The sequence below is a fragment of the Sphingomonas sp. genome (assembly GCF_025353885.1).
Taxonomy (GTDB): domain Bacteria; phylum Pseudomonadota; class Alphaproteobacteria; order Sphingomonadales; family Sphingomonadaceae; genus Sphingomonas_O.
In genome coordinates, this window is record NZ_JANXNX010000062.1 from 57,879 (window position 1) to 78,000 (window position 20,122).

The window sequence follows — 20,122 nt, forward strand, 5'->3', positions numbered from 1 at the left end:
ATCTTTGAAAATGCGGATAAACCTGCTGCCTTGCTAGCTTGTCGGCCATAATGCGCTAATTCTTGTCTCAACGGAACAAAGTGTCCGGAACGAGGAGAGAATGATGCGCAAATTCCCATTCATGGTGTCAGTAGCTCTGTGTGCTATCGCCACCCCTGCCTTCGCACAGGATGCGTCCGCGCCGGCGCCAGCCGCCCCGCAGGCCAGCGATGCTACCGACGCTGGCAACAGCACTGGTGATATCATTGTCACGGCGACCCGCCGATCGGAGTCACTGGCGAACGTGCCCTTGGCGGTATCAGCGGTTACCGCAGAGTCGCTGCAGAATTCGGGTGCAAACGACATTCGCCAGCTCAACCAACTTGCGCCGTCGCTGCTCGTTTCCTCCACTGGTTCAGAAGCAAACGGTTCGGCCCGTATTCGCGGCGTGGGTACAGTCGGCGACAATCCTGGCCTTGAAAGCTCGGTCGCGACCTTCATCGATGGTGTTTACCGCAGCCGTACCGGCGCTGGCCTGAACGACCTTGGCGAACTGGAGCGTATCGAAGTGCTGCGCGGCCCACAGGGCACGTTGTTCGGCCGCAACGCATCTGCCGGCCTGCTGAACATCATCACCAAGAAGCCCGAGTTCACCTTCGGCGGCACGGGCGAGGCGACCTATGGCAATTACGACTATTATCGTTTGTCAGCAGGCGTCACCGGCCCGATCACCGACACGATCGCCGCCCGGATCGACGGCGTGTATTCAAAGCGTGACGGCTATTTCCGCAATGTCGATGCCACTGGCAGGACGCTGAACCGCATCAACAATCGCGATCGCTATTTTGTACGTGGCCAGTTGCTGTTCCAGCCGACGACGGACATTTCGTTCCGGTTGATCGGCGATTACACGCATCGCCGGGAAGCGTGCTGCGCAGGCACGTACATCTCCACCGTCGAGACGTTCGATCCGACCCCCGGCGCGCCCGGCACCAATCCCGAACGCGATTATGCGACGCGTCCCAACCGGATCGTCGATATCCTCCAGAGCCTCGGCGGTATTTTCCCGGCGGCGGGCGACCCGTATAACCGACGCGTGGCGACGACCCCAGGGCGCAGCTATAATGGCAAGACGACCGACGGTGGTATCTCGGGAGAACTCAACTGGAATTTCGGAGGCGCCTCGCTGACGTCGATCACGGCGTATCGTGAGTATAAGGCGGAAACGCCGGGCGATTTCGACTATTCCAACGTCGATCTGCTGTTCCGCGCGAACGACGGCAATTCCTTCCGCAAGTTCAAAACCTTTTCGCAGGAGCTGCGGCTCCAGGGTTCGGCCTTTAATGACAAGCTCGACTGGCTGGTCGGCGGCTACTTCTCGAATGAGAAACTGCAGGTCAGGGACAATCTGCAATTCGGTTCGCAATATGGGGCGTTTGCCGCGTGCCGCATCGTTGCCACGATCAATCCGGCAGCGGTGCTTCGCAACCCGAATGCACCGGGTTGCCTCAGCCCAACCGGCATCGCCGCACTCAGCGCTCCGGCTCCGGTGGGCTTTGGTGCTGCGGCGCCGCTGTTTATCGGTGGCCTCAATCGCCTGAGTACGGTCAATAATGTCGGCGACAATCCGTCCGATTATTTCCAGCGCAGCCGCAACTACGCTATTTTCACCCACAACATAGTCCATGTGACCGACACGATCAGCGTAACGCTGGGGCTGCGGTACACCGATGAGAACAAGACGTTCCGCGCAAATTTCAATAACACGAACGCGGCGTGCCCTGCGCAACAGGCGATGTTCTCATCGTTCCTCACTGGTGGTGCAAATGCCGCCTTGTTGCCTGGCGTTGCACAGGCTCTGGCCCAGGGCATCGTCAACCTGACCTGCCAGGGGAACTCGACCACGGGCTTAAATGCACTGAACCTAAACGACAAGCGCAAGGAACATCAGTTTACAGGGACGGGCGTCATTTCGTGGAAGCCAACCACCGAACTGCTGACCTATGCCAGTTATTCGAAGGGCTATAAGGCTGGCGGCTTCAATCTCGATCGTTCGGCGCTCGGCAATCCGGTGTTCGCGCCGACTGACCCGCGTCAGTCGGGCGTCCGGGGCGCAGGCTTTGGTTCGTCCAACCTGCAATTCGATGCCGAAAAGGTCGACGCCTATGAAATCGGCTTCAAGTACAATGGCCGTCGCTTCAACCTAAATGTCGCCGCCTTCCGCCAGGATTTCAAAAATTTCCAGCTGAATACGTTTAACGGCTCGGTCTTCATCGTGCAGAACGTCGACAGTTGCGGAAACGATCTGGCGGGTGCCGATCGCGACAACTCCGGCGCGACCGGATCATGCGGGTCGGGCAAGATCAAGCCGGGTGTCCGGGCGCAGGGCGTCGAAGTGGAAGCATCGATCTACCCCTCGCGCAACGTCGCCATCACGGCTGGCTACACATATGCCCACACTCATTTCCGTAAAAACCTGGTTGGTCGCGACACCGGAACGCCACTGGATCCCGCACTTTTCCTGCTGCCAGGCAGTCAGCTTTCGAACGCTCCTGAAAACGTGATCACCTCTAGCATTGCGTGGACGCCCGAAATTGGCAGCACCGGGCTCAGCGGCCTGGTCTATGTCGACCAGCGGACGAGCAGCGATTATAATACGGGGTCGGACCTGTTTCCGGAAAAGCGCCAGGACGGCTTTACGACGGTGAATGCGCGCCTTGGGGTTCGCGGTCCCGAACAGCGTTGGGCAATCGAGGTGTGGGCCCAGAACGTCTTTAACAAGAATTATCAGCAGGTCGCCTTTGCAAGCCCGTTCCAGGGTGCGGGCTCGGTCGCCCAGGTCCAGGCATTCGGCGGGACGGCTAACCAGACCTTTTCGTCCTATCTTGCCGAGCCACGCACTTATGGTCTGACAGTGCGCGGCAAGTTCTAATCAGCTTTGGGAGAGGCGCGGACGGGTCCAGAGCCCGTCGCGACCGAAGCTTGGGGCAGGCTGAACGGCCTGCCCCATTGCTTTCAGGACCCAACCAAGTTTCCGGCCCTTCGATATGACGACGCGGCTGTCCCACGCCGCCTGGTCCAGCGCATCGACCCGGCGCGCGATATCACCATAGATGCCCGCCGCCGCCAGCACCGCCCAGCGCGACCGGAACGGCAGTTTTGCCGCACCGACCCGCGCCGATGCTTCGTAGTCGCCGACCATGTTCGCCAGCCACCATGCCATGTCGGCCAGCCGCCCGCGATAGTGCGGCCGCATATGCTCGCCGGGCGGGATATCGGCCTCGACCAGCCAATCCATCGGCAGGTAGCAGCGCCCGACCGCATCATCCTCCGAAATATCGCGCGCGATGTTGGCAAGCTGGAACGCGAGGCCCAGGTCGCAGGCGCGATCCAGCGTTGCTTCATCATCGGGCGCAACGCCCATCACCACCGCCATCATGCACCCCACGACGCCGGCGACATGATAGCAATACGTCAGCAAATCGTTTTCGGTGCGCGGCGACCAGTCGGCGGAGTCCATGGCGAAGCCGGTGATCAGGTCGTCGATGAAGGCGTGCGGCATCGCAGTCTCGCGCGCGACCTGCCCGATGGCGTCGAACGCCGGGTCGCCGGTGGGTTGTCCCGCGAGCGCCAACGCGGTGAGGTCACGGATTTTGGCGATGCCGGTGGCGGGGTCGGTGACTTCCGATCGCGCGCCGCCATGGTCCTGGCCATCGGCGATGTCATCGCACTTGCGGCACCAGGAGTAGAGCAGCCATGCTTTCTCGCGGGTCGGCTGGTCGAACAGCCTGCTGGCCATCGCGAAGGACTGCGATCCGCGGGCGATCGAGAGGCGCGCTGTTTCGACGAGCGCGGCGCGGGTCACAGGTTGGCCGCCGTCATTCGAAAGATCGTTTCATGAGGTTGGTAGGCCTGCATCCTGGTTAGTAGACCATCTAGTTCGGACCCGATTACCAGGATTCCGCTATGCTGGGGGCGGATGAAGCCGGTGGCGATCATGTGCGAATTGAACGCTATCAGACCATCGTAAAATCCGGCGACGTTCAACAATCCAACGGGTTTTTCGTGATAGCCGAGCTGTGCCCAACTGACCGCCTCCCACAGTTCGTCCATCGTCCCGACGCCGCCCGGCAAGGTGATGAAACCGTCGCAAAGCTTTGTAAACAGAGCTTTTCTTTCGTGCATGTCGGCGACCACGCGCAATTCGGTGCAGCCGCGGTGCGCGACTTCGGCTTCGACCAGCGCGCGCGGGATGACGCCGATGACTTCGCCGCCCGCCGCAAGTGCCGCGTCGGCAACGGCCCCCATCAGGCCCAGTCGCCCGCCGCCATACACCACGCCGATGCCGCGTTCGGCCAAGGCGGTGCCCACGGCGCGGGCGGTTTCGACATAGACGGGATCGGCGGGAGTGGCCGACCCGCAATAGACCGCGACGCGTTTCACCGCAGGTCCGCCAGCATCAGTGCAGCGGTCGCCTTGGCGCTGCCCACGACGCCGGGGATGCCCGCGCCCGGATGCGTGCCTGCGCCAACGAAATACATATTTGAGATCACGTCGTCGCGGTTGTGGACACGGAACCAGGCGCTTTGGGTCAGCAGCGGCTCCAGTGAAAAGGCGCTGCCCAGATGGGCGTTCAGGTCACGCCCGAAATCGGCGGGCGAATAAAAGAACTCGGTCATGATCCTAGACCGGATGTCGGGAATCAGCCGCTTCTCGATCTCGTCGAGGATGCGTTCCTTCAGGATTTCTCCGACCTCGCCGTCCCAGTCGGCGGGAAACTTGCCGGTGTGGGGGACGGGACACAGCGCGTAAAAGGTCGAGCATCCTTCGGGCGCCATCGACGGGTCGGTGACGGTCGGGTGATGCAGATACAACGAAAAATCCTGCGACAGGACGCCGCTTTTGTAGATGTCGTCCAGCAGCCCCTTATACCGTGGGCCGAACAGGATCATGTGGTGCGGGATGCCAGGCCACGTTCCCTTGATGCCAAAATGCACAACGAACAGCGACGGCGAAAACTTTTTGTGCGCCAGCGACCGCCCTGCCCGCCGCCCGCGCGCTGACCGCTTCAGCAGGTCGCGATAAGTGTGGACGATGTCGCCGTTGCTGGCGACCGCATCGAAATCGCCATGCCAGCCGCTGGCCGTGGTCACGCCGGTCACGCGGTCGCCCATCGTCTCGACCTCGGTCACCGCATCGCCCAGCCGCACGACCCCGCCAAGCCGTTCGAACTGCGTCACCATCGCCGCGACCAGGCGGTTGGTGCCGCCCTTGGCAAACCAGACGCCACCGTCTTTTTCAAGCTTGTGGATCAGCGCATAGATCGCGCTGGTGGTCATCGGATTGCCGCCCACCAGCAAGGTGTGGAACGACAGGGCCTCGCGCAGTTTTTCGCTTTGCACAAAACTCGACACCATCGAATAGACGCTGCGCCACGCCTGGTATTTCGCCAGCGCGGGCGCGGCCTTTATCATCGAGGCGAAGTCGAGGAACGCGACTGTCCCCAATTTCTCATACCCCTCGTGAAACACGCCCGCCGAATATTCGAGGAAGCGCGCATAGCCCGCGACGTCGTCGGGGTTCAGCTTGGCGATCTCTGCCCGCAGCCCGGCCTCGTCGTTCGAATAGTCGAAATTCGTGCCGTCGGGCCAGTTCAGGCGGTAGAATGGCATGACCGGCATCAGTTCGATGTCGTCGGCCATGTTGCGTCCCGACAGCGCCCATAATTGTCCCAGACAATCGGGATCGGTGATGACGGTCGGCCCGGCGTCGAAGGTGAAGCCATCCTTTTCCCAGTAATAACCGCGCCCGCCGGGTTTATCGCGCGCTTCGATGATCGTCGTGTCGATACCCGCCGATTGCAGGCGAATGGCGAGCGCCAAGCCGCCGAACCCCGCGCCGATGACTGCGGCCCGCTTCATGAGTGTCTTCTGTCCATGATTGCTTTCATTGCGCGACCGATAGAGACGGGCGGTCGTCCCGCCAAGATGCGTAGCTTGTCCAAAATCGTGGAGTGTCCTGCATAAAAGCGCCCGATCAATGCCGGACGCAGGCCATAGAAACGCTGGAGGACGCGGTATCGTTGCGAGGGTTCGGCGGCGCGGAACAACATTGTCGTCAGCATCCGGTAATAGCCGCCCGATCGCCAGTGCCTGGCGGCATAGTCGTGCGCGGCAGAAGCGATGGCACCGCCGTCGAACGCGCTGCCCCGCGCCAGATGCGCTGCAAAGGCGACGGCGGCAGGCAGCGAGTAACTGGTCAGCGGGTGGAACAGCCCGGCCCGTGCGCCCGCCCGTGCGACCCCGGCCCCGGTTCCGGCCCCAGTCGACCTCCAGTAACGTTCGAAATCGCCGCGCATGACGACCGGCAGGACGCCGGTTTCCTGGCGTTCGGTTGCGGTCACCTGCCAGCCCTTGGTCGCGGCATAGGCCTGGATTCGGTTGCCCAGCGCCACCACGTCGAGCGTTGGCGTATCGCTGTAATAGGTATCCTCGACGAAAATACGGTTGGCATCGAAGGGCAGCAGATAGACGAACCGATAGCCCTCCGTCTGGTCGACCGTCGCGTCCATGACCACGGGCCGCGTGACATTGTGGCCGCCCGCGACGGTCAGCAATCGGCCCATGAATTTCTGCCAGCCGCAGTCGAGTGTCGACAGGTCGCCGACCCCGCGCGCGTCGATGACCGCAGTCGCCACGACCGTGCGCCCGTCGGCCAGCGTGGCACCGTCGGCACGCACTTGCGCCACGGTGCCGGTGATGACGCTGTCGCCCAGCACGTCGCGCACCACCGTGTCCAGCCGTTCGGATCGAATCGCATTATACCCCGCTGCAAAGCCGCGCGAAAATGCCGGGAAAGCGACGTCATAGCCGGGCCAGCGATGTGCGATCAGCGGTTCGACCAGCCAGCGGTCTTCGTCGGCGATGTCGCTGTCGAAGAACGACCAGACATGGTTGCCGCCCAGCACCTCAGCGGCCTCGACGATACCGACCCGAAGCGCTGGCTGGTGCCTTGCCAGTGCCAGCGCGATGAGCCCGCCCGCGAGACCCCCGCCGAGAATCAATATGTCGAAACGGTCGTCGCGCGCCATGCGGCCAGCCCTAGCGCGAGTTGGTGGCGGGGGGAACTAATCCCCTTCCGGAACGGGGAGGATTTGGAAAGGCTGACCGTTACCACGTCCTGTCACCCCGGCGCAGGCCGGGGCCTATACGACTGTCGGATCGGGCGCATACCTTTCTGACATCCGTATAGGCCCCGGCCTTCGCCGGGGTGACGGACTTTGCTAAACTCCTCCCCGTTCCGGGGAGGATTAGGGGGGTGGGTGACGAAATCGGGTCGGGTCTGCTAAACGGCTAGCCACTGGAATAGGGGGACCGGCGGCTTTGCATCAGGATCATATGTCGTTTGGCGACAAGCACTGGCCCCGCCGGGCCATCGTCGCGCTGGTCCTGCTGCTGTCGCTCGCAGTGTTCTTTCGCGATGCGGCGTTGTCGCACTTCACGCACTTTTATGGCGACAGCTATGACGGCATGATCGAGATTTCGATCCTGCAACACTGGTACGACGTGTTCGTCCACGGCAGCGCATGGTCGGTAACGGGCTATTTCCACCCCTATCCCGACACGATCAGCTATAACGACACCTATTTCCTGCCTGCCCTTGTCTTCACGCTGGCGCGCCTGGGTGGCAGCGACCCCTTTCTGGCAGCATTCGTTTCGCACGTTCTGATGAAGGCGGCCGGGTTTCTGGGGATGTATGTCCTGCTGCGGCGCGGCGCGGCGGTGCGGACGTGGCTGGCGCTGGCAGGGGCGGCGATTTTTGCGACGGCCAATGTCTCGCTGCTGCACATGTATCATGCGCAATTGCTGTCGGTCGGGTTGGTGCCATGGCTGGGCTTCACGGCGCTGCGCACGGTTCAGGGAGTCTTTCTGGAGCGGCCCGAACAGATCCGGCGGTTTGGCGTGGGGTTCGCCGTGCTGTTCGGGCTGACCGCGTTCAATTCATTTTACATGGCGTGGTTTTTTGCGTTTTTCACGCTGATGTTCGCCGTTGTCGCGCTGGTGCTGGCGGGCAAGCCTGGCCGGGCATCACTGTCGGTAGCCGTCCAGCGGCAATATCCCGCCGTCCGCGTGGTGCTGGTGGCGGCGTTGGTCGCGCTGGTGCCGTTGCTGCTGGTCTATCTGCCGCGCGTCATGGAGGGGGCGCATCACGACTGGGATTCGGGCATTTCGGAAACGGTGCTGGGGGGGGCGGCTTTCCTGAACGTGGGGGTCGGCAATCTGGTGTGGGGGCAGGCGCTGGATGCGGGGACGCGCGCCCTGACGGGTCATGGTCCGCTGGGTGGCGAGGCGCGGGTCGGCATCCCCTATGGCCTGTTGATCGCCACGGTTTTGGCGTTGATCCAGGCGGTTATCCAGGCGGGACGCCAGCGCGGCGACAACCGTCTGGTGCTGATGCTGGGGTGCACGCTGGTTGTCGTCATCGTGCTGATGATGGGCTGGCCGGGGGGTTTTTCGATCTGGCGCTATGTTTACCAGCTGGTGCCGGGCGCGAACGCGATCCGGGTGATTACCCGGTTCCTGATCTTTGCGCTGGTGCCGGTCGTATTCATTGTCGTCGTCACGCTCGACCGGACCAGGTGGCGAAACCGGGCGCTGATCCCGATGATCGCGTTCCTGCTGGTCGAACAGGTGCAGATGGCGGCACCGCTGGCGATGGACCGGGCGCGGCAAATGGCGATGCTGGCCGATGTCGGGCCACCGCCCACCGCCTGCACGGCGTTCTTCGTGGTGGCGGCACGGCGCGACGCAGCGGCTGATGTCGCGGAGTCGGTAAGCATCGCCCATGGCTGGTCCCGCAACCGTGAGGTCAAGCCCGACCTGCTGTTGAAGCTGTACCGGCACAATGTCGACGCGATGATGATCGCGACCTATTATAACGTGCCGACCATCAACGGCGTTTCGACCTTCGCGCCGCCGGACTGGCAATTCGACGATCCCGATGCGCCCGATTATGTGGGTCGGGTGCGGGATTATGCCTCAAAGCACCGGCTGACCGGCCTGTGCGGGCTGGACGTGCGCCGCGCGTTGCACTGGTATGGGATGCGAAAGTCCTGACAGGCGGGACGGTTGCAGTCGGCACGTGGCACGGTTACAGCACTGTGACAGCATTGGGCTTGGGGGAGTCCGTATCGATACAACAAGGCCGTCAGGGATTTCCCATGATGCGCGGGAGCAGCATTGATGGAAACCAGGCTTGTCGAGGGTAACGGACCGGAGCGCCGCGCGTGACGGCGGCGGTTGCGGTTATCGCCATGCTGCTGGCGGGTGCGACGGTCGAGCCTGCCCCCCAGGACGCGGCGGCACCCGTCGCGACGCCCCCGCCGCCGGTAGTGCCGACGCTGCCGACCACCGACACCAAAGCCGAACGCGGAACGGAACCCGGGGAGATCGTCGTTAGGGCGCGCGTCCGGACGCCCAGCGACCCGTTACAGGCGGTCAATGCGAAGTCGTTCGCGATCACGCAGGCGGTGGATGAGGCGATCGTCCGCCCCGTCGCGCTGACCTACCAGAAAATCCTGCCCGACCCGGTGCGCAGCGGTATCCGCAACATCATCAACAACCTGCGCGAGCCGGTCGTCTTCCTGAACTTCCTGCTGCAGTTGAAGCCCGGCAAGGCGGCGGAGACGGCGGCGCGTTTTGCGATCAACTCCACGGTCGGGATCGCGGGGACGTTCGATTTCGCCAAACGCAAGCCGATCAATCTTCCGAGGCGCCCGAACGGGCTGGGCAATACGCTGGGCTATTACGGGGTAAAGCCCGGGCCGTTCCTGTTCCTGCCGCTCCTCGGGCCGACCAGCCTGCGCGACCTGTTCGCCGACACTGCCGACCGGCTGGTGCTGCCGACCGTGGTCGGAAAACCCTTTAACAAACTGTATGTGGCGATCCCGATCGGCCTGTTCAGTTCGCTCGACCAGCGCGCCGAATATGACGAAAAGCTGATGGCGCAGCGCGAGACCGCCGATCCCTATGTCGCACGACGCGAGGAATATCTGGCCCGGCGCCAGGCCGCGATCGACGCGCTCCACAGCCAGAAATGGCGCGACGCCCACCCGCGCGGGGTCACGGGCACGGTCCCTCTCGCTCCGGCTTCCGTCCCGCGCTAGACGAGGGCACATGCTGGCCATTATCCTTTCGGCACTCGCGATGACCCTGATCGTGGGGGTGCGCTACTTGCTGGCCAGCGGGGCGTTCGCGCTGGTCACGCGCCGCGTGCGACCGGGGCTGTATGGCGGGCTTGGCCCCCAGATGCGGCGCGAGATCATGTGGAGCCTGGCATCGGCCGCGATCTATGGCGTGCCCGCAGGCGTGGTCGCGTGGGGGTGGCAGAACCACGGCTGGACGTTGATCTATACCGACGTTGCCGCCTATCCGCTGTGGGTCATACCGGCCTCGGTGTTCGCCTATCTGTTTGCGCACGACACCTGGTTCTACTGGACGCACCGCTGGCTGCATCGGCCCGGGCCATTCCGGGTCGCGCACGCGGTCCACCACGCCAGCCGCCCCCCGACGGCATGGGCCGCGATGAGCTTTCATCCATGGGAGGCGTTGACCGGGGCTGTGGTTATTCCGTCACTGGTGTTCGCAATACCGATTCACGTGGGCGCTTTGGCGGTTGTGCTGACGGTCATGACGGTTATGGGCGTAACGAACCATATGGGGTGGGATGCATTTCCACAGCGTCTTGTTCACGGGACGTCAGGGTCTTGGCTGATAACAGCGAGCCATCATCAGCGTCATCATGCCGAGTACAGGTGCAACTATGGGCTCTATTTTCGTTTCTGGGACAGGCTTTGCGGCACCGACAAGGGGCTTGGCAGCTTTGACGATGCTGGGCGGCGCGTGGATGGCGCTGGTCGGCGCGGCGCCGCCGGGGTCGATTGACGCCGATATATCGGGGCTGCGGTCGAACCGGGGGCAGGTCCTGGTCTGCCTGACGATGCGCGCCGATCATTTCCCCGACTGCCACGACGACCCGCAGGCGCGGCGGATGGCGGTCCCCGCAGCACAGGCGGGCGCGCTGCGCTTCAGCGGGTTGCCTTCGGGCGGCTATGCCATCGCCCTGATCCATGACGAGAATGGCAACAACAAACTGGACACGGTGCTGGGCATCCCACGCGAGGGCTTCGGGTTTTCGTGCAACCCGGTAATCCGCTTCGGCGCACCAAAGTTCGCCGCCGCGCGTTTCGCTGTGACCAGCGGCACCGTCGATGAAACCGTGCGCGTCAAATACATGCTGTAGGGCGCTGAGGGACACAAACTGCGGGGTCAACCGTTTCGACGCCGAAATACACCATAATAACCAAGGAAATCATGCGATGCGTTACGCTTTTCTGCTGTTGGCAGCCGCTGCCGTTGCCACCCCCGCGCTGGCCCAAGATGCACGCAAGAACCCATCGGCGGTCTACGAGGATTCGATCATTATCGGCGTCGGCGCGGCCAGCGTGCCCCGGTACGAGGGATCGAACGACAACACATTCATCCCGGCGGCCGCCGCACGCGGCACGATCGGTGGCTATGGCTTCACGTTTGCAGGCACGACGTTGTCGACCGACATCATTCCGTATCGGGCGTCGACCGGCGGCAAGCTGGTACTCGGTCCTGTCGCACATCTGACGCTCAACCGGACCAGCGACAAGCGCACCCGCGATCCCCAGATCAGGGCGCTCGGCAAGATCGACAAGGCAATCGAAGTCGGTGGCCAGTTCGGCTATACCCAGACCGGCGTTTTCACCTCCGACTATGACACGCTGAATGCGACGGTGTCGGCGGTTTATGACGTGACCGGCACGCATGAGAGTGTCATCATCACGCCATCGATATCCTATGGCACACCGATCAGCCGCAAGGCGTTTGTCGGTATCAACGCATCGGCAGATTATGTCGGCGGTAAATATGCCCGCACCTATTTCGGCGTGACCCCCGGCCAGTCGCTGGCCAGCGGATTGCCGACCTATACGCCGGGCGACGGCTTCCGCGACTTTTCGGTCAACGGCCTTGCCAATTATTCGCTGACCGGCGATCTGCGCGGCGGATTGTCGCTGTTCGGCGTCGTCAGCTATGAACGGCTGATCGGCGACTTCGCCCGATCGCCGGTCGTGCGCGATCGCAACCAGATGATCTATGCCGCCGGTCTTGCCTATACTTTCTGATCCAGCGGCTTTAGACATCGGCCATTCCCCGGGGAGCCGCAAAGGCTGAGAGGTGCGGTGCAAATCCGTGCGACCCGCCGAACCTGATCCAGTTGACACTGGCGTAGGGAGGGAGCGGCAGACCACCCGCGCCCTTCCCCGCCCGAGGAGGAAGCGCACATGGCCGATTACGAGACAGCGACACCGGATACCGCACCTGCTGTGGCGGAACCAAAAGTCACCACCGGACCGATCCGTGGCAGCAAGAAGATCAGCGTCGGGCCATTGGGCGTGAAGATGCGCGAGATCCACCTGGAACCGGGGTGTGGCGAGCCACCGTTGCGCGTCTATGACACCAGCGGGCCCTATACCGACCCCGACGAGCGCATCGACATCAACCGGGGGTTGCAGCAGCACCGCCGCGACTGGATCATGGCGCGCGGCGATGTCGAGGAGTACGACGCCCGCGAACTGCAGCCCGAGGACAACGGCCAGACCGGCCCCGACCGCAGCGGCGGCGTCGCGCAGTTCCCCAACGTCGTCCGCCGCCCCTTACGCGCAAAGGCGGGGCAGAACGTCAGCCAGATGCACTATGCACGGGCTGGCATCATCACCCCCGAAATGGAATATGTCGCGGTCCGCGAAAACCTGGGCCGCGCGCAACTGGCCGAAGCGGCGGCGCGCGATGGCGAGGATTTCGGTGCCGAGATCCCCGATTACGTCACGCCCGAATTCGTCCGCAGCGAAGTCGCCCGTGGCCGCGCAATCATTCCCAATAACATCAACCACCCCGAATCCGAACCGATTGCGATCGGGCGCAATTTCCTGGTCAAGATCAACGCCAACATCGGCAACAGCGCGGTCGCATCCGACGTCGCCACCGAAGTCGACAAGCTGGTCTGGTCGATCCGCTGGGGCGCGGACACCGTCATGGATTTGTCGACGGGCCGCAACATCCACGACACGCGCGAATGGATCATCCGCAATTCGCCGGTCCCGATCGGCACCGTGCCCATCTATCAGGCGCTGGAGAAAGTCGGCGGCGTCGCCGAAGACCTGACCTGGGAAATATTCCGCGACACGTTGATCGAGCAGGCCGAACAGGGCGTCGATTACTTCACGATCCACGCGGGTGTCCGCCTCGCCTATGTCCCGATGGCGGCAAAACGCGTCACCGGCATCGTCTCACGCGGCGGCTCGATCATGGCGAAATGGTGCCTGTTCCACCACAAGGAGAGCTTTCTCTACGACCATTTCGAGGACATTTGCGAGATCATGAAGGCGTATGACATCGCCTTTTCCCTGGGCGACGGCCTGCGCCCCGGCAGCATTGCCGACGCCAATGACGAAGCGCAATTCTCCGAACTCTACACGCTGGGCCAACTGACCAAGATCGCGTGGCAGCACGATATCCAGGTGATGATCGAGGGGCCGGGCCATGTCCCGATGCACAAGATCAAGATCAATATGGAAAAGCAGATCGAAAGTTGCGGCGAAGCGCCGTTCTATACTTTGGGACCGCTGACCACCGACATCGCACCGGGGTATGACCATATCACGAGCGGAATCGGCGCGGCGATGATCGGCTGGTTCGGCTGCGCGATGCTTTGCTATGTGACGCCAAAGGAGCATCTGGGACTGCCCGATCGCGACGATGTGAAGGTCGGCGTGGTGACCTACAAACTGGCGGCCCATGCGGCTGATCTGGCCAAGGGGCACCCGGCCGCCCGGATGCGCGACGACGCCCTGTCACGCGCCCGCTTCGAGTTCCGCTGGCGTGACCAGTTCAACCTGTCGCTCGATCCCGACACGGCGGAAAGCTATCACGACCAGACATTACCGGCAGAGGGCGCGAAGACGGCGCATTTCTGTTCGATGTGCGGGCCGAAATTCTGCTCAATGAAGATTTCGCAAGAAGTGCGCGAATTTGCGGCGAAGCAGAATGCGGGGGCGGAGACGTTCATTGCAGTTGAGGAGGCTGAGGCCGGGATGGCGCGCATGAGCGAGACGTTTAAGGAGAAGGGCGGGGAGTTGTATCTGGCGGTGGAGTGAGGGGCGCTAGAACGAGCAAGGGACGTGACATTCGTCAGTAATGATACCGGCACCCGGCCACCTCGACCGCGTGTCCGACCCCGCTCCCCGTCACCCGGTAAACCAGTCGGTGCTCGCGGGTGATGCGTCTGGACCACCAGCCTGACAGATTGCCGCCGAGCGGTTCGGGTTTGCCGGTGCCGCGAAAGGGATCGTGGGTGATTTCTTTGATCAGTACGTTGATGCAGGCGAGGGTTTTGCCATCCTCGGTTTGCCAGTGGAGGTAATCGTCCCAAGCATGGGACGCGAAAGTCAGCTTCAATGGCTGCCGCTCAAGGCTCGATCAGTTCGTGTTCCGCGCCGGAGCCAGCTTCCAGTTCAGTCATGCTCGTTAGCAACCGTCTTGCGTTGACGGGGGAGGAAAGCAGGTAGAGCGTTTCCTCGATCGATGCCCATTCGCTGGCAGACAGGACGACGACGCCCTCGCCGCGCTGGCGTGTGATAGCGACTGGCGCGCGGTCGGCACGGCCCGGTCCATCACGGCCTTCAGAATTGCCTCGCAGTAATTAAACGCTCACAGTCCCCTCATCTTCGCCATCCCAATAGTGTATCCGGCCGGCGCGCACCCGGATCAGCACCAGCCCGGGTGTATCCACGCCCTGTTCGAACCATTTGTCGAGATCCTTGGTCCAGTGCGCCTCGAACTGTGCCTTGTCACGGATTAGGTCGGCGGTGCCGTCGACGGCGATAAACAAGGGCCGGTTGCCCATGAACCCCGCCTTGCCCTGATAACTGAGGCCAACGGCGGGGTCAGCTTCGATTTCAGGAACCATGGCTGCGGATTGGTGTGCGAAGAACCAGCTGTCGCCGTCATAATCGACTTCCCGATTGTTGCTCATCGGACGTGCGGCGATGCCGCCGGTGTCGGTGTGCGTGCTGAGCATGCAGAAATCGATGTCGCGCATCGTTTCCGAAATATCCGAAAGAGTTTTAGTCTGGGTCATCTCGGTCATCACCGGCTCCATGAGTTGCCAGCGTTGAACGCAGGAGGGCCGCCAGATGATCCACATCCGGCCAGAAGCCCGGCCTGGTTTTTCAAAGTCGGCACCCCTTGACCCATTTGCGGGTTGCGGCGGGGCCGAGCCTCAGCTCTTGATCGTGACGAGGCCGGTCGCTCCGCCCTTGGTGCTGGGGTTCGACGCGTTTTTCTTGACCTTTTCGGCCTTGGGTTTGCGGGTTTCCTTGTTCGACTTTTTCTGGGCCTTGGCCATGGTCTCGTCCTCTTAGGCTTGATCGCTCGTTACCGGTCTATCGCATCGCCGCGCTGGGAGCAAAGCGCGACACGATCACCTTAACCACCGCCTCGTGAAGCGACTGGTGGAACGCGCAGCCATAGGTGAACACATCGCGCCACGCGATGACCGCTTCGAAGGGGGCAAAGGTCGGGATGGTCACAAACACGCGCTCGCCGACGGTCAGGCCGTAGAATGTCTCGCAACGAAAACCGGTGGCCGACAGGTCGAGCAGCGCGACGTCGAAACGCGCTGCGCCGGGAACACGAAGCTGTGCCGGGATCGCGACGGGCGACCGAATTGCGTGGCGCAGGTCATGATAGTCGCGGGCAACGTTCATGGCCGTCCTATCTGGCCGAGTGGATGGTCCCCGATTCCGGACTACGCCCGTCGTGGTTGCCGAAAGGTTAACGCGGACGGCTTGCGATGCGCTGGACCAGGGGGCATGGCGAATGGGACCTCTTTTCAAGGACAGGCAGGCATGGCGACTATCGGTGTTATCGGCGCAGGACAGATGGGCGGGGGCATCGCGCAGGTTTCGGCGGCGGCGGGATATCATGTGCTGCTGTCCGACCAGAGCATCGAGCTGGCCGAAAAGGGAAAGGCCGGGATCGCCAAGGGGCTGGCCCGGCTTGTCGAAAAGGAAAAGATCACGGCAGCGGCACGCGACGCGACGGTTGCGCTGATCGAGCCGGTTGCGGGGACCGCCGCCTTTGCCGCCTGTTCGATCGTGATCGAGGCCGCGACCGAGCGCGAGGAGATCAAGCGCGCGATCTTTGCCGACGTCGGCAAGGTACTGGGCCCCGATGCGATCCTCGCTTCGAACACATCGTCGATCCCGATCACGCGATTGGGCCAGGCCGCGCCCGATGCGGGGCGCTTCATCGGCGTGCATTTCTTTAACCCGGTGCCGGTGATGGGCCTGATCGAAGTGATCCGCGGGCTGGCGACATCGGACGATACGGTGGCCAGGGTCGAAGCCTATGGCCGGTCGCTGGGCAAGGAGATCGTTCACGCCAACGATGCGCCGGGTTTCATCGTCAACCGCGTGCTGATGCCGATGCTGAACGAGGCGTGCTTCGCGCTGGGCGAGGGCGTGGCCACGATCGCGGACATCGATACCGCGTGCAAGCTGGGGCTGAACCACCCGATGGGGCCATTCACGCTGGCCGATTTCATCGGGCTGGACACCTGCCTGGAGATTTGCCGGGTGCTGTTTACCTCGACCGGCGATCCGAAGTTCCGGCCCGCGCCGGTCCTTGTAAAATATGTCGAGGCAGGCTGGTATGGGCGCAAGACTGGGCGCGGCTTTTATGACTATTCCGGACCCGAGCCAGTGCCAACGCGCTAAACCGGGATCAGGAGCCCGGCGAGCGCGGCCGACATCAAATTGGCGAGGCTGCCCGCCGCCAGCGCCCGCAGTCCCAGCCGTGCGATGGCCGGGCGCTGGTTGGGGGCAAGGCCGCCGGTTACCGCCATCTGGATCGCGATCGAGCTGAAATTGGCAAAACCGCACAGCGCAAAAGTCACGACGGCGACGGTGTGGGCGGACAGGGTTTTCTGCGCCGCGCCAAGGTCGATGAAGGCAACGAATTCGTTGAGGACAATCTTTGTCCCGAACAGGCCGCCCGCGCGCGCCGCCTCGTCCCAGGGCACGTTCAGCAGGAACATGACGGGGGCAAAGAGGCTGCCGATGATCGCCTGGAAGCTGAGGGCGGGATAACCGAACCACGCCCCGACACCGCCCAGCAAACCGTTTGCCAGCGCGACCAGCGCGACGAACGCCAGCACCATCGCGCCGACCGCGACAGCCAGTTTCACGCCGGTCTGCGCACCTTCGGCGGCGGCCATGATGATGTTGGCGGGGCGTTCCTCGCCAAAGGGAATATCGCCTGCAACATCGGGTTCCTTGCCAAGGTCGGCGGGATCGTCGGGCATGATGAGCTTTGCCATCAGGACGCCTCCGGGGGCTGACATGAAACTGGCGGCGAGAAGAAAGGGTAGCAGGTGGGCCCCAAGCATCGAGGCATAGGCGGCAAGGATCGTGCCCGCGACCCCCGCCATGCCTACGGTCATGATGCAAAACAACTGCGAGGGCGTGAGTTGGGCGAGATAGGGCCGGATTACCAGCGGTGCCTCGCTCTGCCCGACGAAGATGTTGGCGGCGGCCCCGAGCGATTCGACTTTCGAGATACTGGTCACATACTGGATCGCCCCACCAATCCAGCGGACGACGAATTGCATCACGCGCAGGTAATAGAGGATCGAGATCACGGCTGCGAAAAAGATGATCACCGGCAGCGCGGCGAGCGCGAAGCTGTGCCCGCCCAGTTCGGGCTTGGCGAGATTGCCGAAGATGAAGTCGATGCCCGCCTGCGCGTAGCCGAGCAGGTTGGTGACGCCGCGCGCCATCCCTTCGATCACCGATTTTCCGAACGGCACATACAGCACCAGCGTCGCGATGCCGGCCTGCAGGGCAAAGGCCGCGCCGACGATCCGCAACCGGATGGCGCGGCGGTTCGACGACAGCAGGACGGCGAGCCCCAGGATAAGTGCAATGCCGGCAATGCCGATCAGGACCTTGTTCATGCAGCTTTTCGTTCCGGCCCCTGGCGATGGTACTCGCTATGGTACTGGCGACGTTACACGCTGGCCCGCCAGCGGCAAGCCGGTTTTGCCGGTCTTTCGCTTCGTCTCCAAACCCGATAGCAGGCCGCAGATGGATACACCGGCTCCCCCCCTCTCGCGCTCGCTGTTCGCGTTCTCGGTCTTTTACGGCGGCATGGTCTGTATTGCGGGTGTGCTGGGTGTGAAACAGGTCGCGCTGGGGCCGCTGGCGGTCGAAGCGGGGATTTTCGCCTTTCTGTTGCTGGTCGTCATGTCGAGTGCGATTGCCGAGTTGCATGGCCAGAAGATCGCCACTGCGCTGGTGCGGATCGGGTTCGTGCCGCTGGTCATGTCGGCGCTGCTGATTCAGGTTGTGCTGGCGCTGCCCCATGATCCGGGGATGTATCCGCCCGCGATCGATGCCTTTCCGATCGTCGTCGGTCAAAGTGCGCGGATGATGATTGCCGGGCTGATTTCCTATGGCACGTCGCAAACGCTGAACGTCTACATCTTCGACCGGTTGCGCAGCAACACCGGCAGGCTGGTGTGGTTGCGCGGGATGATCGCCAGCATCGTGTCGCAGATTGTCGATACGGTGTTGTTTATCACGATTTCATTTTACGGCGAACGCCCGATCCTGGCCCTGATGGAGGGGCAGATGCTGACCAAGGTCGTGCTGTCGATCGTGCTGGTGCCGTTTCTTATCACCGGGTTCGTGGCGATTGGCCGCCGGCTCGACCGTGGAGTTTCCCAATGAGCCGTCACGATCCCGACCAGAGCCTGCTCGCCAAGGCCGAAACGCTGACCGAGGCGCTGCCCTATATGCAGCGCTACGCCGGGCAGATTTTTGTCGTCAAATACGGGGGGCATGCGATGGGTGACCCCGACGCGGCCAAGGGGTTTGCCGCCGACATCGTGCTGCTGAAGGCGGTCGGCATCAACCCGGTCGTCATCCACGGCGGCGGGCCGCAGATCGGTGCGATGCTGAAGAAACTCGGTGTCGAAAGCTCTTTTGTAAACGGGCTGCGGGTCACCGACGCCGAAACGGCGAGCATTGCCGAAATGGTCCTGTCGGGCGCGATCAACAAGGAAATCGTCGGCTGGATCACCCGCGCCGGGGGCCGCGCGGTGGGTCTGTCGGGCAAGGATGCCGGGCTGGTCAGGGCTGAAAAAGTCGGGGCACGGTCGGCGGACACGACGCGCGGAATCGAACGCCACGTCGACCTTGGCTTCGTCGGCGATCCCGTGGCGGTCGATCGTGCGATCCTGGACACGCTGTCGGCAGCGGGGGTAATTCCCGTCATCGCCCCGATTGCCGCGGGCGAGGATGGCACGACCTATAACATCAACGCGGACACGATGGCGGGCGCGATCGCGGCTGCGCTGGGCGCGACGCGACTGTTCCTGCTGACCGACGTGGCGGGGGTGCTGGACAAGGACGGCGAATTGCTGACCGACCTGACGCCCACCCAGATCGAAGGACTGCGCGCCGACGGCACGGTCACTGGCGGGATGATCCCGAAGCTGGAAACCTGCGTCAATGCCGTCAATGGCGGGGTTGAGGCGGCGGTCATCCTCGACGGGCGCGTCCCCCATGCGATGCTGGTCGAAATCTTTACGGCCAAGGGTGCGGGGACACTGGTGCGCGCAGGCTGATCGTTGCCGCTGCGGTCCGAGGTCGCTAAGGCGGGCCTTAAGCTAATTTAGGAACCGTCATGCTGTTGTCGATCGTCCAGATACTTTACATTTTGCTAAGCATCGTCTGGTGGATCATCGTCATCCAGGCCGTGATGTCATGGCTCATCGCGTTCAACGTTATCAACACGCACAATGATTTCGTGCGGTCGGTGTGGCAGGCACTCGATAAAATCACCGAGCCGCTTTATCGTCCGATCCGCAAGATCCTGCCCGACTTCGGCGCGCTGGACCTGTCGCCGCTGGTCGTGTTGCTGGTGCTTTATATCCTGCAGACGGTGGTCCTGCCGAACCTGCTTGCATCGGCTGCCTGACGTGACATCGATCT

Annotated in this window: 21 protein-coding genes and 1 riboswitch; of the genes, 11 read left to right on the top strand and 10 right to left on the bottom strand. The window is 62.8% G+C overall.

All coding sequences use genetic code 11. The features are described 5' to 3' along the window. The first annotated feature begins 103 nt into the window (after positions 1-103). On the top strand, positions 104-2,911 hold the full coding sequence (locus Q0R02_RS06840) for a TonB-dependent receptor (RefSeq protein WP_293881922.1): 2,808 nt from the start codon (positions 104-106) through the stop codon (positions 2,909-2,911). Here the strand turns inward: Q0R02_RS06840 and Q0R02_RS06845 are convergent, their stop codons facing one another. Genes Q0R02_RS06845 through crtY form a run of 4 tightly spaced genes read right to left on the bottom strand, consistent with a single transcriptional unit; the run spans position 2,912 to position 7,069 of the window. Continuing rightward, complete coding sequence (locus Q0R02_RS06845; protein ID WP_293881889.1) at positions 2,912-3,844, bottom strand: phytoene/squalene synthase family protein; 933 nt, start codon at positions 3,842-3,844, stop codon at positions 2,912-2,914. Further along, positions 3,841-4,422, bottom strand: coding sequence for a TIGR00730 family Rossman fold protein (locus Q0R02_RS06850; RefSeq protein ID WP_293881890.1), 582 nt, complete (start codon positions 4,420-4,422; stop codon positions 3,841-3,843). The genes Q0R02_RS06845 and Q0R02_RS06850 overlap by 4 nt, the downstream gene beginning before the upstream one ends. Beyond that, entirely contained in the window at positions 4,419-5,900 is a 1,482-nt protein-coding gene (locus Q0R02_RS06855; protein ID WP_293881891.1) for a phytoene desaturase, read from the bottom strand. Before Q0R02_RS06855 ends, Q0R02_RS06850 begins: the two co-directional genes overlap by 4 nt. Next, complete coding sequence (gene crtY, locus Q0R02_RS06860) at positions 5,897-7,069, bottom strand: lycopene beta-cyclase CrtY (protein ID WP_293881892.1); 1,173 nt, start codon at positions 7,067-7,069, stop codon at positions 5,897-5,899. The genes Q0R02_RS06855 and crtY overlap by 4 nt, the downstream gene beginning before the upstream one ends. A gap of 307 nt (positions 7,070-7,376) precedes the next feature. Between crtY and Q0R02_RS06865 the strand changes: the two genes are divergently transcribed. The 6 genes from Q0R02_RS06865 (at position 7,377) to thiC (ending at position 14,221) form a co-directional block, all read left to right on the top strand. Further along, positions 7,377-9,095: a hypothetical protein gene (locus Q0R02_RS06865; RefSeq protein WP_293881893.1), complete on the top strand. Its 1,719-nt coding sequence runs from the start codon at positions 7,377-7,379 to the stop codon at positions 9,093-9,095. 170 nt (positions 9,096-9,265) lie between these two features. Further along, entirely contained in the window at positions 9,266-10,144 is an 879-nt protein-coding gene (locus Q0R02_RS06870; protein ID WP_293881894.1) for a VacJ family lipoprotein, read from the top strand. Positions 10,145-10,154: 10 nt separating this feature from the next. Further along, positions 10,155-10,922, top strand: coding sequence for a sterol desaturase family protein (locus Q0R02_RS06875; protein WP_293881895.1), 768 nt, complete (start codon positions 10,155-10,157; stop codon positions 10,920-10,922). After that, a complete protein-coding gene (locus Q0R02_RS06880) occupies positions 10,867-11,280 on the top strand; it encodes a DUF2141 domain-containing protein (RefSeq protein ID WP_293881924.1) in 414 nt (137 codons plus the stop codon). The genes Q0R02_RS06875 and Q0R02_RS06880 overlap by 56 nt, the downstream gene beginning before the upstream one ends. 76 nt (positions 11,281-11,356) lie before the next feature. Continuing rightward, positions 11,357-12,190: a MipA/OmpV family protein gene (locus Q0R02_RS06885; protein WP_293881896.1), complete on the top strand. Its 834-nt coding sequence runs from the start codon at positions 11,357-11,359 to the stop codon at positions 12,188-12,190. Positions 12,191-12,209: 19 nt separating this feature from the next. Beyond that, a riboswitch (TPP riboswitch) is annotated at positions 12,210-12,317 on the top strand. A 32-nt stretch (positions 12,318-12,349) separates the two neighbouring features. Continuing rightward, positions 12,350-14,221: a phosphomethylpyrimidine synthase ThiC gene (gene thiC / locus Q0R02_RS06890; RefSeq protein WP_293881897.1), complete on the top strand. Its 1,872-nt coding sequence runs from the start codon at positions 12,350-12,352 to the stop codon at positions 14,219-14,221. A 34-nt stretch (positions 14,222-14,255) separates the two neighbouring features. Here thiC and Q0R02_RS06895 read toward each other — a convergent pair whose 3' ends face one another. From Q0R02_RS06895 to Q0R02_RS06915, 5 genes are all read right to left on the bottom strand, one after another. Then, entirely contained in the window at positions 14,256-14,522 is a 267-nt protein-coding gene (locus Q0R02_RS06895; protein WP_293881898.1) for a Txe/YoeB family addiction module toxin, read from the bottom strand. A 10-nt stretch (positions 14,523-14,532) separates the two neighbouring features. Then, positions 14,533-14,763, bottom strand: coding sequence for a type II toxin-antitoxin system Phd/YefM family antitoxin (locus Q0R02_RS13800; protein ID WP_367271439.1), 231 nt, complete (start codon positions 14,761-14,763; stop codon positions 14,533-14,535). A 3-nt stretch (positions 14,764-14,766) separates the two neighbouring features. Further along, positions 14,767-15,213, bottom strand: a complete 447-nt coding sequence (locus tag Q0R02_RS06905; protein WP_293881899.1) for a pyridoxamine 5'-phosphate oxidase family protein — start codon at positions 15,211-15,213, stop codon at positions 14,767-14,769. A 132-nt stretch (positions 15,214-15,345) separates the two neighbouring features. After that, positions 15,346-15,471 carry a hypothetical protein gene (locus Q0R02_RS06910; RefSeq protein WP_293881900.1) on the bottom strand — a complete coding sequence of 42 codons (126 nt, stop codon included), beginning with the start codon at positions 15,469-15,471 and terminating at the stop codon, positions 15,346-15,348. 37 nt (positions 15,472-15,508) lie between these two features. After that, positions 15,509-15,832, bottom strand: coding sequence for a PilZ domain-containing protein (locus Q0R02_RS06915; RefSeq protein ID WP_293881901.1), 324 nt, complete (start codon positions 15,830-15,832; stop codon positions 15,509-15,511). 141 nt (positions 15,833-15,973) lie between these two features. Between Q0R02_RS06915 and Q0R02_RS06920 the strand changes: the two genes are divergently transcribed. Continuing rightward, on the top strand, positions 15,974-16,843 hold the full coding sequence (locus Q0R02_RS06920; protein WP_293881902.1) for a 3-hydroxyacyl-CoA dehydrogenase NAD-binding domain-containing protein: 870 nt from the start codon (positions 15,974-15,976) through the stop codon (positions 16,841-16,843). On the opposite strand, the gene Q0R02_RS06925 is transcribed toward Q0R02_RS06920, so the two are convergent. Beyond that, positions 16,840-18,081, bottom strand: coding sequence for a NupC/NupG family nucleoside CNT transporter (locus Q0R02_RS06925; RefSeq protein WP_293881903.1), 1,242 nt, complete (start codon positions 18,079-18,081; stop codon positions 16,840-16,842). The genes Q0R02_RS06920 and Q0R02_RS06925 overlap by 4 nt on opposite strands. A gap of 130 nt (positions 18,082-18,211) precedes the next feature. On the opposite strand from Q0R02_RS06925, the gene Q0R02_RS06930 reads away from it, so the two are divergent. Genes Q0R02_RS06930 through Q0R02_RS06940 form a run of 3 tightly spaced genes read left to right on the top strand, consistent with a single transcriptional unit; the run spans position 18,212 to position 20,108 of the window. Then, a complete protein-coding gene (locus Q0R02_RS06930; protein WP_293881926.1) occupies positions 18,212-18,856 on the top strand; it encodes a queuosine precursor transporter in 645 nt (214 codons plus the stop codon). Beyond that, a complete protein-coding gene (gene argB / locus Q0R02_RS06935) occupies positions 18,853-19,755 on the top strand; it encodes an acetylglutamate kinase (RefSeq protein ID WP_293881904.1) in 903 nt (300 codons plus the stop codon). The genes Q0R02_RS06930 and argB overlap by 4 nt, the downstream gene beginning before the upstream one ends. Before the next feature lie 59 nt (positions 19,756-19,814). Then, positions 19,815-20,108 carry a YggT family protein gene (locus Q0R02_RS06940; RefSeq protein ID WP_293881905.1) on the top strand — a complete coding sequence of 98 codons (294 nt, stop codon included), beginning with the start codon at positions 19,815-19,817 and terminating at the stop codon, positions 20,106-20,108. Positions 20,109-20,122 lie beyond the last annotated feature (14 nt).